At 68.6% G+C, this 15,423-nt stretch carries 8 protein-coding genes; 2 read left to right on the top strand and 6 right to left on the bottom strand.

The genetic code is table 11. The annotated features are described in order from the left end of the window. Positions 1 to 3: 3 nt before the first annotated feature. The 4 genes from ASD42_RS17520 to ASD42_RS17505 all read right to left on the bottom strand — a co-directional run bounded on the left by ASD42_RS17520 (position 4) and on the right by ASD42_RS17505 (position 10,208). The gene (locus ASD42_RS17520; protein WP_056817996.1) at positions 4 to 7,242 is read right to left on the bottom strand and encodes an amino acid adenylation domain-containing protein; all 7,239 of its coding nucleotides are present in this window, start codon (positions 7,240 to 7,242) and stop codon (positions 4 to 6) included. Between the two features lie 96 nt (positions 7,243 to 7,338). Further along, the gene (locus ASD42_RS17515) at positions 7,339 to 8,145 is read right to left on the bottom strand and encodes an ABC transporter ATP-binding protein (protein ID WP_056817995.1); all 807 of its coding nucleotides are present in this window, start codon (positions 8,143 to 8,145) and stop codon (positions 7,339 to 7,341) included. Between the two features lie 12 nt (positions 8,146 to 8,157). Further along, entirely contained in the window at positions 8,158 to 9,213 is a 1,056-nt protein-coding gene (locus ASD42_RS17510; protein ID WP_056817993.1) for a FecCD family ABC transporter permease, read from the bottom strand. Continuing rightward, the gene (locus ASD42_RS17505; RefSeq protein WP_056817991.1) at positions 9,210 to 10,208 is read right to left on the bottom strand and encodes an iron chelate uptake ABC transporter family permease subunit; all 999 of its coding nucleotides are present in this window, start codon (positions 10,206 to 10,208) and stop codon (positions 9,210 to 9,212) included. Before ASD42_RS17505 ends, ASD42_RS17510 begins: the two co-directional genes overlap by 4 nt. A 156-nt stretch (positions 10,209 to 10,364) precedes the next feature. Between ASD42_RS17505 and ASD42_RS17500 the strand changes: the two genes are divergently transcribed. Then, positions 10,365 to 11,078, top strand: coding sequence for a hypothetical protein (locus tag ASD42_RS17500; protein WP_056817989.1), 714 nt, complete (start codon positions 10,365 to 10,367; stop codon positions 11,076 to 11,078). A gap of 118 nt (positions 11,079 to 11,196) precedes the next feature. Here the strand turns inward: ASD42_RS17500 and ASD42_RS17495 are convergent, their stop codons facing one another. Continuing rightward, the gene (locus tag ASD42_RS17495) at positions 11,197 to 12,762 is read right to left on the bottom strand and encodes an MFS transporter (protein ID WP_056817987.1); all 1,566 of its coding nucleotides are present in this window, start codon (positions 12,760 to 12,762) and stop codon (positions 11,197 to 11,199) included. Between the two features lie 97 nt (positions 12,763 to 12,859). Here ASD42_RS17495 and ASD42_RS17490 point away from each other — a divergent pair, with 97 nt between their 5' ends. Continuing rightward, positions 12,860 to 14,017, top strand: a complete 1,158-nt coding sequence (locus ASD42_RS17490; protein ID WP_056817985.1) for a DUF5925 domain-containing protein — start codon at positions 12,860 to 12,862, stop codon at positions 14,015 to 14,017. A gap of 38 nt (positions 14,018 to 14,055) precedes the next feature. Here the strand turns inward: ASD42_RS17490 and ASD42_RS17485 are convergent, their stop codons facing one another. Further along, a complete protein-coding gene (locus ASD42_RS17485; protein WP_063893682.1) occupies positions 14,056 to 15,423 on the bottom strand; it encodes an MFS transporter in 1,368 nt (455 codons plus the stop codon).

The following is a 15,423-nucleotide window of genomic DNA, read 5'->3' as shown; positions in this document are numbered from 1 at the left end:
TGCTCAGCCGCCGATCACCGGGTCGGTGTCGAGAAGTGCCGCGACCTCGGCCCAGCCGGCGGGCGACACGATCTCGAAGTGGGAGTAAGGCAGTCGGCGCACCACGAGCCGGGCCTGTGCGGACTGCCAGCCCGCCAGTTGCGCCTCGGTGCGGCCCGGTGGGGTTCCGGTGTCGGCGGCGTAGAGCGCCATCGGGCCGTCGTAGTCGGCCGCGGTGGACGCGGTGACCATGCCGAGCAGGGTGGTCGCGGCATCGCGGAGTTTCGTCGCCAGTTCTGGTGCGTCGTCCGGGATGTCGGGCAACAGCCGGTCCAGATCGGCGGGGTCGGTGAGGGCGCGGGTCGCCTGTTCGGTGAGATCGGACAGGGCGAACGCGTCGACCAGTCCGGTGAAAGCGACCTGCTCGCCCGCCGCGGTCAGTGCGGCGGCCATTGCGTGGGCGACGGTGCCGCCGAGGGAGTAACCGAGCAGGTGGTAGGGGCCGTGCGGTTGGATTCGGCGGACGGTGGCCACGTAGTACGCGGCCAGGTCGTCGATGGTCTCGGCACGGAAGGTGGTGTCGCTCAGCGTCGGGAGCTGTAGGCCGACGATCGGGCGGTCGGCTCGCAGCAGTTTCGCGAGGGGACCGAACTGCCAGGCGGTACCGCCGACCGGGTGAACGCAGAACAGTGGCTCGCGCGATCCGGTGGTGCGGAGTTCGAGGACATGATCGAGTCGAGAGCCCCAGGCGTTGTCGGCCTTCGCGTCCTGTGCTCGGGAAGTCGTGCGAGGGGCATTGTCGCTCTGAGCGATCCGATCGGCGAGCCCCCGTGGGGTCGGTGCCTCGAAGACGTCGTCGAGGACGACCGCGAGACCTGCCCGTCGGAGCCTGCCCATCACGCGGACGGCGGTCAGGGAGTGGCCGCCTGCCTCGAAGAAGTCGTCGTCGGCACCGATGTCGGTGGTGGACAGGACGGCTGCCATCGCCGAACGAATGGCGCTGATCAGCTCGGCGCCCTGGTGCGGGCCGCTACCGGTCGCTGTCGCGGTGCCTACCGCGACGTGGGAGCCGCCGGCCTTGCTCGGGCCTGCGTCATAGGTCGGGACCGGCAGGGCCTTGCGGTCGATCTTCTCGCTGGTCGTGCGGGGGATGTGGTCGAGGACGACGAACGCGGCCGGGACCATGTAGGCGGGCACCCGTGCCTGCAAGCCGGAACGGACCGCGGCGATGTCGATGTCGGTGTCCGCCTTGGCCACCAGGTAGGCGGCGAGGCGTTGATCGCCGGGGGTGTCTTCGCGCAGGATCACCGCCGAGTGGGCGACGCCGGGGCAGCTCAGCAGCGCTGCCTCGATTTCGCCGAGTTCGATGCGTTGACCGCGTAGCTTCACCTGGCTGTCGGCGCGGCCCACGTAATCGAGTTCGCCGTGCGGGCCCCAGCTCACGAGATCGCCGGTGCGGTACATGCGTTCGCCGTGTCCCAGCGGGTCGGCGACGAACGAACCCGAGGTCCGGGCCGGGCGGGCGAGGTATCCGCGCGCCAATTGCGTTCCCGTGAGATACAACTCGCCGATCACGCCGACCGCAACAGGGCGCAGCTGGGTGTCGAGAACCCGCACATCGGCGCCGGCGGCGGGCAGACCGATCGGGACATTGCCGCGGTCGGCGTCGGAGGTCTCGTGGTGGGTGATGCACACCGCGGCCTCGGTGGGTCCGTACAGGTTGTGGACGCGGGCGCCGGTGAGCGCTCTGATCCGCGCCGCGGTCGGCGGCGGCAGCGGTTCGCCGCCGGTGATCACGCAGCGCAGCGCGGTGCAGCCGCTCAGGTCGGCCTCCTCGGCGAGCACGGTGAGCATCGACGAGGTGAGCTGGACCATGCCGACCCGCTCGGTGGCCATCAGTTCGGCCAGGTAGTGCGGGTCGCGGTCGAGTCGACCCGACACCGGCGCTGCGACGACGCGCGCACCGACCAGCAGCGGCAGGAACAGCTCCAGCAGGGAGGCGTCGAACGTCGCCGCGGTGCGGTACAAGACGGTGTCGCCCGTGCCGAATCGGTGCCGTCGCTGCATCCACTCGAAGGTGTTGACGATGGCCTCGTGCGAGACGCTCACGCCCTTGGGTTCGCCGGTGGAGCCCGAGGTGAACAGCAGGTACGCGGCATTGCGGGGGAGCAGTGGTGCTAGTCGGTCGAAGTCGGAGACCGAGGTATCGGAGAAATCGGACAGATCCAACGCTTCGACATGCGCCACGGGCGCGCGATCGGTCGCGAAGCCGTCGGCCGCGGTCGTGAGAACCAGCGCCGTGCGGGATGTGCCGAGGATCCTGTCGGCGCGCTGCGCGGGACTGCGCGGATCCAGCGGCAGATAGACCCCGCCTGCCCGGCACACCGCGTGCGCGGCGACGATCGACTCGATGCCCCGCGTCATCGCCACCGCGACAACAGTTTCGGGCCGAATGCCCGCGTCGATGAGCCAGCGCGCGAGCCGATTGACCCGGCTGTCGAATTCACCGAACGAGATCGTCACGCCGTTCGCGGTGACGGCCGGAGCATCGGCCGAGATCGTCGCCGTCACCGACCAGTCGGCCAGCGTGCCGCCGTGTGTTTCCGACGGCATCGCGACAGCCATGGCTTCCTCGACGGACCCATCGAGATCGGCGGCCAGCGTGGACAATACGGCGCCGAGGCGATCGCTCAGCCGCGTGGCGACCGGGCCCGGCACCGCGGCCGCGTCGTGGTGCAACATCAGCGCGAACTCGGCGCCGGGCAACGCGGTCACCGTGACCGGGAAGTCCGTCAGCCCGTCCACATCGACGTCCACCACCTGTACCCCATCGGGATCCGGCTGCAACAGACCGGCTTTCGGGAAGTTCTGGAATACGACGAGCGAATCGAACAATCGCCCGATGCCCAGCGCCCGCTCGATGGTGGCCAATCCGAGGTATCCCCGAGCCTGGCCGTCGAACGAGGTCTGCTGCAACTCCCCGAGCTGCTCGGCCACCGGCCGACCGGTCCCCAGCAATACCCGCACGGGCACGGTATTGCTGAACAAACCGACCATCCCGCCGACCCCGGCGAGATCGGCGGGACGCCCGGACACCACGGTCCCGAACACCACATCGGTCCGCCCGAAGTGATCCGCGAGCACCATCGCCCACGCGCCCTGCAGCACGGTATTCATGGTCAGCCCGTGCCGCCGGGCGTTCTCGGCCAAGGCCGTCGCCACGTCGGCGGTCAGCGGAACCCGAAGTCCGACTGGACGCTGTCGCTGGGCCCTCGTCGAATCCGCCGAGCGCGGTGCTCCAACGCCGTTCGTGGTCGGCTCCGTAGGGGTGGCGGCGAGCAGGGTCGGCGCGCGCAGGCCGGTGAGGTTTTCGGTCCACCAGTGCAGGGTCGCTGTGGTGTCGCGGGTGGCGAGCCAGGTGAGGTAGTCGCCGAAGTAGGCGGGGGTCGAGAGGGTCTCGCCGGTGTAGAGGGCGAGGGTTTCCCGGACCATCGTCGGTACCGACCAGCCGTCGGCCAGGAGGTGATGGGCGATCAGGACCAGCCAGTGCGAGGTGTCGGTGAGGCGGATCAGGAGGCCGCGGATCAGCGGCGGTTGATCGATGTCGAACGGTTCGGAGCCGGCGCGCCGCACCGAAAGCCGCGCTCGCGCTTCGGGATCAGGTGTCTCACGCAGATCCTCGACCTGCCACGAGACCCCCGGTGTCCGCGGAACGATCTGCACCGGCTGGTCGAACTGTTCATAGCTGAACGCCGCGCCGAGGTTCGGATGCCGCCGCAGCATGCTCGCGAACGCCGCACCCATCCGCTCCGGATCGACGACGCCGTCGAGGCTGAACCGGGCCGTCATCGTGTACACGTCGGCGGCGCCGTCGCGCAGCGCGTGGAACAGCAATCCCTCCTGCAAGGGGGACAGCGGGAGCACGTCGGCGACCGGTCCATAGGTAGCGCTGAACTCGTCCACGTCGCTCTGCGCGAGCGCTGCGATCAGGCGGCCGGGCGCTGTCGGGAGCGACGACGAGACAGCGGTTGCCGACTCGAATCCCACTGCGGTCGTGGGATGTTGCGGCTCGGGGGCCGCTTCCGCGGCCAGCGCGGCGAGGCTGCGCCGGGTCAGCAGTTGCTGGGGGAGGAGGGTGAGGCCCTTGGCGCGCAGGCCGCTGCTGACGGTGATGGCGGTGATGCTGTCGCCGCCGACGGCGAAGAAGTCGTCGTCCATGCTGACGGTGTCGAGGCCGAGGGTGTTCGAGATCGCCTGGTGGACAGCATGTTCGGCGGCGGTGGCCGGTGCGCGTCCGGACTCGTCGGTCGCGGGGTCCGGTAGCGCAGTGCGGTCGAGTTTGCCGTTGACCGTGGTGGGCAGGGCGTCGAGGACGACGAGTCGTGCCGGCACCATGTGCTCGGGGACCAGGTCGGCCAGGCGGGTGCGTGCGGCCGAGGTATCGAGGTTGCCGGTCGCGGCGACGACGTAGCCGATCAGGGTGGGACGCCCGGCGAAGTCGCGAATATCGGCTGCCGCGGTGCGGATCTCGGGCAGACCGTCAAGTGCCGCCGCCACATCACCGAGTTCGACACGGTGGCCGCGGATCTTCACCTGGTTGTCGACCCGGCCCAGGTATTCGTAGCCGAGCCCGGGAACCCAGCGCGCCCGGTCGCCGGTGCGGTACATCCGCGCTCCCGGCGGACCGTAGGGATCGGCGACGAAAGACTGTGCGGTAGTGGCGAACCGGCCGAGATAGCCTCGCGCGATTTGCGGACCGGCGAGATACAGCTCGCCCACCTGTCCGTCGGCGACGATCTGTAATCCGTTGTCCAACAAATGAGCCCGCGATCCCGCGACCGGCATCCCGATTCGTGGGCCGGCGCTGTCGATCGGCGCCCCGATCGCATCCACCGTCGCCTCGGTCGGGCCGTACAGATTGACCGCCGCGAACCCGCCACGGTCGATCGCGCCCCACAGCTCCGCCGAGCAGGCATCGCCGCCGATCACCAGCGTCAGCGGCGGGCGCGCTGTCGCCGACTTCCGGCCGACCGGGCTCGACTGTGCTGCTGCCGACGGTAGTTCGCTGGTCAAGCCGTGTTCGAGCAGGGCGGCGACCAACGACGGAGTGCCGTCGACGACGTCGATGCCGTCCCGGGCGAAAGCCTCGACCAGGGCGGCCGGGTCACGTCGGGTATCGCTGTCGTACACGTGGATTCGATGTCCGGCCGTCATCCACAGCAGTGGGTCGAGCGAGGCGTCGAAGGCGAAAGAGGTGGTGTGCGCGACGGTCAGCTGACGGTTGCCCGCACGGCTCGCGGCAGCGCTGTGGATCCCGGCGCGGTGCGCGGCGACGAGCGCGGCCACGGACCCGTGCTCTACGACAACACCTTTCGGCTGACCGGTCGAGCCCGAGGTGTAGATGACGTAGGCCGCGTGCTCGGGCCTCACCGCGAGATCGAAGTCGGTGTCCGCGTGGTCGTCGAGGCGCGCGCGGAAGTCGGTGTCGTCGATCGCGACGGCGTCGTCACCGAGCTGGGTCGCCAACTCGCCGACGCTGAGCACCACAGCGGGGCTCGCGTCCGCGATCGTCGCTCGCAGCCGGGAGACCGGATGTTCCGGATCCAAGGGCAGATAGGCGCCACCCGCCCGCCAGACGGCGAGCAACGCGACAACGAATTCCACATCGCGGGGTAGCGCGAGACCGACGATCGCATCCGGCCCGACCCCGGCACCGCGCAGGAAGCGCGCGAGCCGGTTCACCCTGAGTCGAAGTTCGGCGGCGGTGTACTCGGCCTCAGCCGAACTCAGCACCACGGCGTCCGGTTGCTCGGCGAGCACCTGTTCGAGAACGTCGGGGACCATCGCGACCGACGGCTCGTCGTCGCGAGGAGCCCGGGTTTCGCTGTCTGGGAGCTGCATTGCCGTCGACCGCGCGGCCAGCAACCGTGTGCGCTCGGCCGGATCGAGCAGGTCGAGCGCACCCACCGCGATCTTGTCCGACCCGGTGAAAGACTCGATCACCCGGACCAACCCGGCGATCCGCCCGCGCACCGTGTCCGCGTCGTTGGTTCGCGCGTCGGATTCGAATCCGAGCAGCACCGTGCCGTCGGGCAGTGGAGTGACGGTCAGCCCCAGGTCCTCCGGTGGCCCGCCTGCCACATTGCGCAGAACACCACGCGCACCGTCGAAATCGAGGGTGAAGTCGAAAACCTTGAGGTTGATGCCGATTCCGTGCAGGAGTTCGCCCGCACCGTGACCGTGGAAGTCGCGGGCGAGGTCGTCGCCGCTGTAGCGCTGGTGCTTACGGACCTCGCGCAGGGTGTCGGCGACGCGGGGGCCCAGCTCGCCGAGCCGATCGCCCGCGCTCACCCTGACCCGGAGGGGAAGTACGTTCACCGCCATGGCGGGCGTGCGCAGGGCGGCGCGGCCGACCCGGCCCATCAGCAGCATCGAGACCACCACATCAGCGGTGCCGAGTCGGCGGTGCAGGAACGCGGCGTAGCAGGCGACGAGCGCGTCGGCCCACGTGATGCCGTGCCGTTCGGCGCCCTCGCGCAGTGCAGCCAGCAGTTCGATGGACAGGATGGCTTCGGCGCGGATCGTCCGCTCGACCGCACCGCCGAGGTGGCGACCGCGACCGTCGAGATCAGGCCACGGTGTGAGCTGGTCGCGCCAGTAGGCGCGGTCGGCCTCGAATTCGGGCCCGGCCCGATAGGCCTGCTCCTCGGCGACCAGCTCGGCGATGGTTCCGAAAGTTTGTTTCGGCGAAGGTGTTCCGCGTCGCAGGGAGGTGTAGTGGGCGGCGACCCGGCGCGAGAGCAGCGCCGCGCTGTAACCGTCGACGATGAGGTGGTGGTAGAGCTGCACGCACCACACCACGCAGTCGGAGATCCGGATCAGCGTGTAGTTGTAGAGCTGCCGGTCGACCATGCCTCGGCACCGTTGCGCGGCCTGCGCGCGCTCCAGCGCGACAGCCTCGTAGGCCAAGGCCATCGGCTCCGCCGCCGCTCGGAGATCGACGGTCGGGCGCAGCACCGCCTCGGCATCGCTCACGAATTGCCTCGGCCCGTCGGCGGTTTCGGTGAATCGCAGCCGCATGTTCTCGGCCTCGGTGACGGTGCGACGGATCGCCTCGCTCAGGGAGTCGACATCGATCGGCGCGTCCCCGGTGATCTCCAGGACCTCGCCGACCAGGTAGCGCCCGGACTCGGGATCGAAGCGTTGGGCGTTCCAGATGCCGAGCTGCGGTCCGGTCAGCGGCAACTCGAGACCATCGTTCACGGCAACTCCCTCCCTCGTCACATTCACAATCGGTTAGGTTAGCCTAACTTAACTGATTGCGGAATACCTATGTTTGGCTACCGCATCGCCGCAGGTCTAGCGCACCTTGGCGGCGTCTTCTGCCAGCGGAATCACCAGTGGCGTACCGGTTTCCGGGTCGTCGACGATTCGGCACCGCAACGAGAAGACCTCGTCGACGAGCTCGGCGGTCACGATGTCGGCGGGCGCACCCGTCGCGACCACCCGCCCGTCGCGCATGGCGATGAGGTGATCGGCGTAGCGGAACGCGTGGTTCAGGTCGTGCAGCACGGCCACGACGGTCCGCCCGGATTCGCGGTTCAGTGACCGGCACAGATCCAGAAGCTGGATCTGATAGGCGATGTCGAGGTAGGTCGTCGGCTCGTCGAGCAGGATCAGCGGGGTGTCCTGAGCGAGCACCATCGCGATCCACACCCGCTGGCGCTGACCGCCTGACAGCTCGTCGACCATCCGTGCCGACAACTCGGTGACACCGGTCGCCGCCATGGCCGACGCGACGGCTTCCTCGTCGGCCTTCGACCACTGCCGCAGCAGCGTCTGATGCGGATAGCGCCCGCGCGCAACGAGATCGGCGACGCGGATGCCGTCCGGCGCGGTCGAAGTCTGCGGCAGCAGCCCGATCTGCCGGGCCACCTGCTTGGCCGGGTAGGAGCTGATCGGTTTGTCGTCGAGCAGCACGGTCCCCGACTCGGGGGTCAGCAGCCGGGCCAGTGCGCGCAGCAGGGTGGACTTGCCGCACGCGTTCGGGCCTATGATCACCGTGAACTTGCCGTCCGGGATGTCCACCGACAGTTGGTCGCTGATCGTGGTGCCCTTGTAGCCGAGGCGGACCCGGTCGGCGCGCAGCCGTGAAGTGTCGTTCATCTTTTCGCTTTCCTAGTTCCGTCGCGCCTCGGCGACCAGCAGATACGCCAGGTACAGGCCACCGACCGAGACGGTGACGAGGCCGACCGGCACGGTGGTCGGGGCGAACGCGTGCTGGGCGATCCAGTCGCAGGTGATCAGCAACATCGCTCCCATCGCCGCCGAGGGCGCGAGCGCGATCGACGGTGTGCGAGCCAGCCTGCGCGCCAGATGCGGTGCGGCGAGGGCGACGAACGCGATCGGGCCCGCGACCGCCGTCGCCACCGCGGTGAACGCGACGCTGAGCACGATCAGCCACAGCATCGCCCTGCTGACGTTCAGGCCGAACGCGCGAGCGGTGTCGTCGCCGAGTTCGAGGATCTGCAAGCGGGGGGCAGCCGGGATCAGCGCGATCGCCAGCAGCGCGAGGATCACCACCGCGGGACCCACCTGCGGCCACGAGAGTCCGTTGAGCGTGCCCGCGCCCCAGGCCGCCGCCGACATCGCCGCGTCCAGGTCGGCGCGCAGGATCAGCCAGGTGTTGATCGAGGCGAGCATGGCGCTGACACCGATGCCGACGATGATCAGCCGGAATCCGGCCACGTTGTGCCGGAACGCGAGTAGATGGATGACCAACGCGGCGCCGAGCCCGCCGATCACCGCACCGGTCGCGGTCTGCAGGTGCCCACCGCCGAGGGTCAGGATGGCGATCAGCGCGCCGGTGTAGGCGCCGGTGTTGAAGCCGACGATGTCCGGGCTGCCCAGCGGATTTCGGGTCACCGACTGGAGGATGGCGCCGCTCACGCCCAGTGCCGCACCGAGGATCAGGGCGAGCAGGATGCGCGGCAGCCGCCAGTCCCACACCACCAGCCGGTCGAACCGCTCGTCGCCGATCACCAGTGCGCGCAGCACCCGCAGTGGCGGGATCAGATAGTCGCCGCTGCCGAGTGCCAGCACCGCCGTCACCACCGAAATCGTCAGCAGGACAGCGCACACCACGAGGGTGCGCACGCCGATGCGGGCGGAGAAACGCGCTCCGCGCGGCCGGATCACCAGCATCGCGCGGCCGAAATCGATCGTCGAACTCATGCGGCGGCACCTACTCTTGCGCGGCGGGCCAGCCAGATCAGTACCGGCGCCCCGAGGAACGCGGTGACCAGGCCGGCGGGGACTTCATCGGGACGAATGATGAGGCGGCCCACGATGTCGGCCGACAGCACCAGGATCGGCGCCAGCACCAGCGAATAGGCGAAGATCCAGCGCTGGTCGGGTCCGATCAGCCACCTGGCCACATGTGGAACCGCGAGACCGACGAACGCGATCGGGCCCACCGCGGCAGTCGCGGTGCCGCACAGCAGTACTACCGCCAGCGCGGTGAACAAGCGTGTGCGCCCCACGTGCACACCCAGCGAGTGCGCAAGATCGTCGCCGAGCGCCACCGCGTTGAGCGAGCGCGCGCACAGCGCCGCGATGATCAGGCCCACCACGATGAACGGGGTCGCGCCGTAGAGGATCTCGAATCCGCGTCCGGTGAGTCCGCCGGAATCCCATTGGCGCATTTCGTCGAAAGCCTTGGGGTGCATCAGGATCAAGCCCCTGGTCAGACCGCCGAGAACCGCGGTGGCGGCGACACCTGCCAGCGTCAGGCGCACCGGATCGGTGCCGGATCGGCCCGCGGTGCCCACGCGGTAGACGACCACCGACACCAGGGCGGCGCCGAGGAACCCGAACCAGACATACGACGTGATCTCGCTCACGCCGAACATCGCGACGGCGATGGTGATCGCGAAGGCCGCGCCCGCGTTGACGCCGAGCAGACCGGGGTCGGCCAGCGGGTTGCGGGTCAGGCCCTGCATCAAGCAGCCCGCGACGCCGAGCGCGAGCCCGACGAGCAGTCCGAGCAGCGTGCGCGGCACGCGGTACTCGGTGACGGTCACGTGATCGGGGGTGGTGCTCGCGCCGAACAGTGCCTGCCAGACTTCGCCGATCGCAATGGCTTTCGTGCCGACCAGCAAGCTGAGAGCACAGACTGCGACCAGCGCGAATGCGGCAAGAAGCCACCCGCACCAACGCGGATTTCTCATCAGGGTTCTCTCTCGCGGCAGAAACTCGGTCGCCTTGGAGGTTAGCCTAAGCAAGGTCTTGATAGGTGAGGCTTACCTCGCTATGGTCACATCTCGTTCGGACCACAGCTTGTGCGCCGCGCATCTCATGATGAGGAACACGAAAGGTTCACCCCCGTGAAAATCACAAAATTCGCTCTGCTGGCATCCACCGTCAGCGTTGCCCTCGGCATCGCTGCCGGAACCAGCCACGCAGCACCCGCGGCGGATGAGCCGATCAACTACACCTCCACGACCACCGAGACCTCGACGATCATCGGTACGGACGCGGGCTCGATGGTGGTCGAGGACGGCGTATTCAAGATCAAGGCGGCCAACGGCACCACCGTCGCCGGTACCGAATTGTCCTTCCGGGTAGACGAATTCGTCTTCCCGATCGCCGCCGACATCTCCGGGCGCACCGCCACGCTGACCCCGCAGTTCGACCTGGCGCACGCCACCTACAAGCCGGTCGCGCTGCCTTACGAGAACGTGGCTCCGTGGAAGAGCGAGTACGACCGTGAGCAGGCCGCGTGGAGCCGCATGACCGGCACCATCTCCCTGGGCGCCAGCATCGCGACCCTGGTCGGCGGCCTCGGCGGTGGCGCGATCGGTTGCGTTCTCGGCGGCATCGCCGGCGCCACCATCGCCTCGGCCACCATCGTCGGCATGTTCGGTCCGTTCATTCCGGCCGCGGCAGTCGGCTGCATCGCCGGCATCATGGCCATCGGCGCGCTCGGCACCCTGGCGGGCCAGATCTTCATCACCGCTCCCGTCGCGATCATGGCTGCCGTGCAGTACTTCACCACGATCAACTCCCCGATGCCGAACAACCCGGCCCCGGCCAAGTAGGCGAACGACCTCGGCCGAATCGGCCGAACCGAACCTCGCGGAGGGGACAACTCAGCGAGAATCGAATCCCGCCCGGAATCAGCACCGGGCGGGATTCGTTGTGTCCGCACCGCACCGGTCAGTCGGTGTCGGCTACCTTCTCGTTCGGCGCGGGGATCTGGCGCAACAGCGTCATGACCAGCACGGCGGCGACAGCGGTCAGCCCGATGCCGACCACCGAATTCACTTGCAGCGCATGGGTGTAGGCCTCGCGGGCGATTGTGGTCAGCTCGTCGCCGAAGGGTTCGGGCAGCGCTGACGCGACGTACAGGGCGCCCGCGAGCGTGTCCTCTGCGGTGTGCGTGATCTCCGGCGGAAGTCCGGCGGGCAGTTGCTCTGTCATCTGTCCGCGGTAGACGGCCGTACCGATGCTGCCGATCACCGCGACGCCGAGTGCGGCCGAGAGTTCCTGACCCGTTTCGGAGATGGCCGAGGCGGCACCGGCGCGTTCCGGATCCACCGCGCCGACGATCAGGTCGAGGCCGAGTACGAACATCGGGCTCAGGCCGAGCGAGAACACCACCATGCCGGTGACGATCAACGCGAGGTCGTCGGTGCCGGAGAGCTGAGTGAACAGCGCGTACCCAGCCATGGCGATGATCAGACCGCCGGTCATCAGGTACGCGGGCCGGATCTTGGGCGCGAGCGCGCTCACCACACCGGCCGCCACCACCATCGCGGCCGCCTGCGGCACGGTCCACAATCCGGCCTCGAATGCCGAAAGGCCCAGCACCAGTTGCAGATACTGCGAGAGCAGCAGGAACAGCCCACCCATCGCCAGCATGGCCACCATCAACGCGACCAGCGAGCCGCTGAACCGGACATTGCCGAACAGGTGCAGGTCGATCAGCGGGTTGGTCAGGCGCTTCTGTCGCAGGACGAACACCGTGCCGAGCACCAGACCGGCGACCAGGACGCCGACGGCCTCGATCGACCAGCCGTCCTTGGCGAGCTCCTTGATGCCGTAGATGACACCCATCACCGACAGCAGCGACAGCACCGCGCTGAGAATGTCGAGCTTGCCCGGGTTCGGGTCCTTGTACTCGGGCAGTAGGAACGGGCCGGTCGCCAGCAACAACACCATCGCGGGCACCGCGACCAGGAACACCGAACCCCACCAGAAATTCTCGAGCATCGCGCCACCGACGAGCGGTCCGATCACCATGCCGACCATGAAACTGGTCATCCACACGCTGATCGCGGCGGTGCGCTGGCGGTCGTCGTGGAACATGTTGCGGATCAGCGCCAGCGTGGACGGCATCAGCGTCGCGCCCGCGATGCCGAGCAGCGCGCGGGTGCCGATCAGCATGTTCGCGCTGGTCGAGTACGCGGCGATCACCGAGGCGATGCCGAAGGCGAGCGCGCCGATCATCAGGAGTTTGCGGCGGCCGATGCGGTCGCCGAGGGTGCCCATGGTGATGAGGAAGCCGGCGACGAGAAAGCCGTAGATGTCGAGAATCCACAGCAGTTGTGAACTGCTGGGTTCGAGTGCTTCGCTGATGCTGGGGATCGCCAGGTAGAGCACGCTCATGTCCATCGAGATGAGCAGCGTCGGCAGGGCGAGGACGGCGAGCCCGATCCACTCCTTGACCCCGGCCCTCGTGGTGGATTCCGGCGGGGACTGGTCGTGCTGAGTCGACGTCACACTACGACCGTACCGACGGGTACACCTCCGGTGCCAGTGAGTTTTCCGGCCGTGCTCGCCGTAAGTCATTGGACATTCCCGGCGGACGGCTACGAGGATGGGCTCGGTGTCCACACGTAACGAACAGCTCAGGCTCGTCGATTCGCCGCGTCGACCGGAGGATCAGGAGAAGCCGTTTCCGTGGTCGGCGACCATCGACTCCACCTATTCCACCCGCGATGCGATCGACGCGTTGGCCCTTGCCCCGTTCCTGCGCGGCGACCAGCCCTTCGCCCGCCAAGCCCACCTGGACCGAGTGCGTCCCGACGCGCCGCTGCGGCCGATCGACTCGCGGATCGTCCGCTCGGTCGCCGACGACGACAGCAGTGCGTTGCTCGCGGCCGGTGACGGTTGGGCGCTGCGGGCCGTGCGGTGGGCGAGTGGTTCGGCCACGATCGAAGTGACCGCGGTGAGCGACGAACTCGCCGTCGAAGTGTTGGCCAAGGCCACCGAAGGCGCTTCACTGTCACGTGACAGTGAAGCCACGGTCGAGATGGGGTTCTGGCACATGGACGTGCGCCGCCCCGCGCGCAGACGCCGCCAGATCGCCGCACCCGCCTGGTCGGACATTCGCGGGAACTACACCGGCGGGGTGGCCGCGGGCATGGAGCGATTGATGGGGCTCGGCGTCGCCGATATCAAGGGTCGGCTGGTGCTGCTGCACGGTGAGCCCGGCACCGGCAAGACCACCGCGCTGCGTGCGCTGGCGCGGTCGTGGGCGCCGTGGTGTCAGGTCGACTGCGTCGTAGACCCGGAAGAACTGTTCAGCAATCCCGGCTACCTGATGGAAGTCGCGGCGGGTGCCGACGGCGACGACGAGGACGGCCGCTGGCGGCTGCTGGTGCTGGAGGACTGCGACGAACTCATCCGCGGCGAGGCGAAAGAAGCGGCGGGCCAGAAGCTTTCGCGGCTGCTCAATCTCACCGACGGCATGCTCGGCCAGGGCCGCAATGTGTTGATCGCGATCACCACCAACGAAGACCTCTCCCGGCTGCACCCCGCTGTCGTCCGGCCGGGCCGCTGCCTGGCCCAACTCGAGGTGGGCCGACTCTCGGCGACAGAAGCCAACGAGTGGCTGGCCCGCCAAGACGGCGTTCCGGCCGAGTCGAGCTTCCCCGACGGCGCGACCCTGGCCGAGCTGGTTGCCCACCGCGATGGCGGCATCCAGATCCAGTCGACCATCGACCATTCGACCGACGTCGGCATGTACCTCTAGCGATCGGCACCGCCTGCTTCCCTCCAGGACAAGTGATTTCAGCGGCGGACAACCGGCGCGGCGATGGCGCAGGCGAGGGTGAGTACGAGGGGTACGAGCAGCGCCGCGGTGAGCGGAATGACGGCGGTGAGCCAGCCGATCATGGCGGGGCCTGCCAGGAGGCCGAGGTATCCGATCGTGAAGACGCGGGACATATCGGTGGCGGCTGTCGTGCCACCGAGATTGCCTGCGGTCGAGAAGATCTGGGGAACGCCGCCGGCGAGGCCGAGCCCGCACATCGCCCAGCCGAGGAGGGTGAGCGGGAGCCAGGGGGAGGCGATGACGAGGGCGAATCCTCCTGCGGCGAGCAGGCTTCCGTAGCGGACGATGGCTACCGGGCCGATGGCGCCGCTCACCCGATCGGCGAGGAAGCGTCCGAGGGTCATCGTCGCGGAGAAGGAGCCGAACGCCAGTGCGGCATCGGCATCGGAGACGCCGAGATGTTCGCGGGCCTGCAAGGCGCTCCAATCGCCCGCCACCCCCTCCGCGAGGAGCAGGACGAACGCGATGACGCCGAGCGACACTACCTTTCGTGTGCGTTCGCGACGGGTTCGCGCGTCCGCCTCAGCTCGACCGGACATTGTGTCGAGACCGTGATGGCCGGAGCTGTGGTCGGGTAGTGCAGAAGTACTGGCTCCACCGAGTGGTTCTTTGTCGAGTGCTGACACAGCATGGTGAGCGGACGGGCCGTGTGGCGCCTGGCCGTCACCAGGTGCGTCGTAGTGCTCCGGGCGCGAGCTGGTTTCCGGCCGATGGTGGCTGAGGAGATGGGGGACCAGCAGCGCGGTGGTGACGAGTCCGGCGATGCCCGCACAGGTCAACGTCACCTGCGGCGACCAACCGGCCCGCTGGGTGGCGGCGCCGACCAGCGAACCCGCGAACCCGCCGCCGGAGAACATCGCGTGGAAAGCCGACATGATCGGGCGGCGATAGGCCCGTTCCACGTGCACCGCTTGGGTATTCATCGAGACATCGAGCGCGCCGTTGCCGAAACCGAAGCAGATCAACGCGATCGCCAGACTCGCGGGTCCGGTCGCCAGCGCTGGCCCGAGCACCGTCACCGACACCGCGGACGCGGCCAGCGCGACCAGGGTGCGGCTGCCGAACCGATCGGCCGCTGGCCCGGCCAGCCGCATCCCCACGATCGCGGCACCCGCCAGCAAGAGGACGAACATCCCCAACGTCGAGGCCGACACTCCGGTCCGATCGGTGATCGCCGGAATGTGGACCACCCACATGGCGAGCAGGAACCCGTTCAGCGTGAAGGTCGCGAACACCGCGGCCCTGCCGAGGCGAAGGCGGCGGTCGATCGTCGCTGAACTCACCACTTCGACGGTACCGGGCGTGACCGGACCCCCGTCGTAGAT

The organism is Nocardia sp. Root136 (genome assembly GCF_001427185.1).
GTDB classification, from domain to species: Bacteria; Actinomycetota; Actinomycetes; order Mycobacteriales; family Mycobacteriaceae; genus Nocardia; species Nocardia salmonicida.
Note: the sequence above shows the minus strand (reverse complement) of the source record. Positions and strands in the feature narration are given on the sequence as shown.

Excerpts from the sequence above, each read along its gene's own strand:
- ASD42_RS17515 (WP_056817995.1), bottom strand. The coding sequence starts at position 8,145 with ATGAACGACACTTCACGGCTGCGCGCCGACCGGGTCCGCCTCGGCTAC.
- ASD42_RS17510 (WP_056817993.1), bottom strand. The coding sequence starts at position 9,213 with ATGAGTTCGACGATCGATTTCGGCCGCGCGATGCTGGTGATCCGGCCG.
- ASD42_RS17505 (WP_056817991.1), bottom strand. The coding sequence starts at position 10,208 with ATGAGAAATCCGCGTTGGTGCGGGTGGCTTCTTGCCGCATTCGCGCTG.
- ASD42_RS17490 (WP_056817985.1), top strand. The coding sequence starts at position 12,860 with ATGGGCTCGGTGTCCACACGTAACGAACAGCTCAGGCTCGTCGATTCG.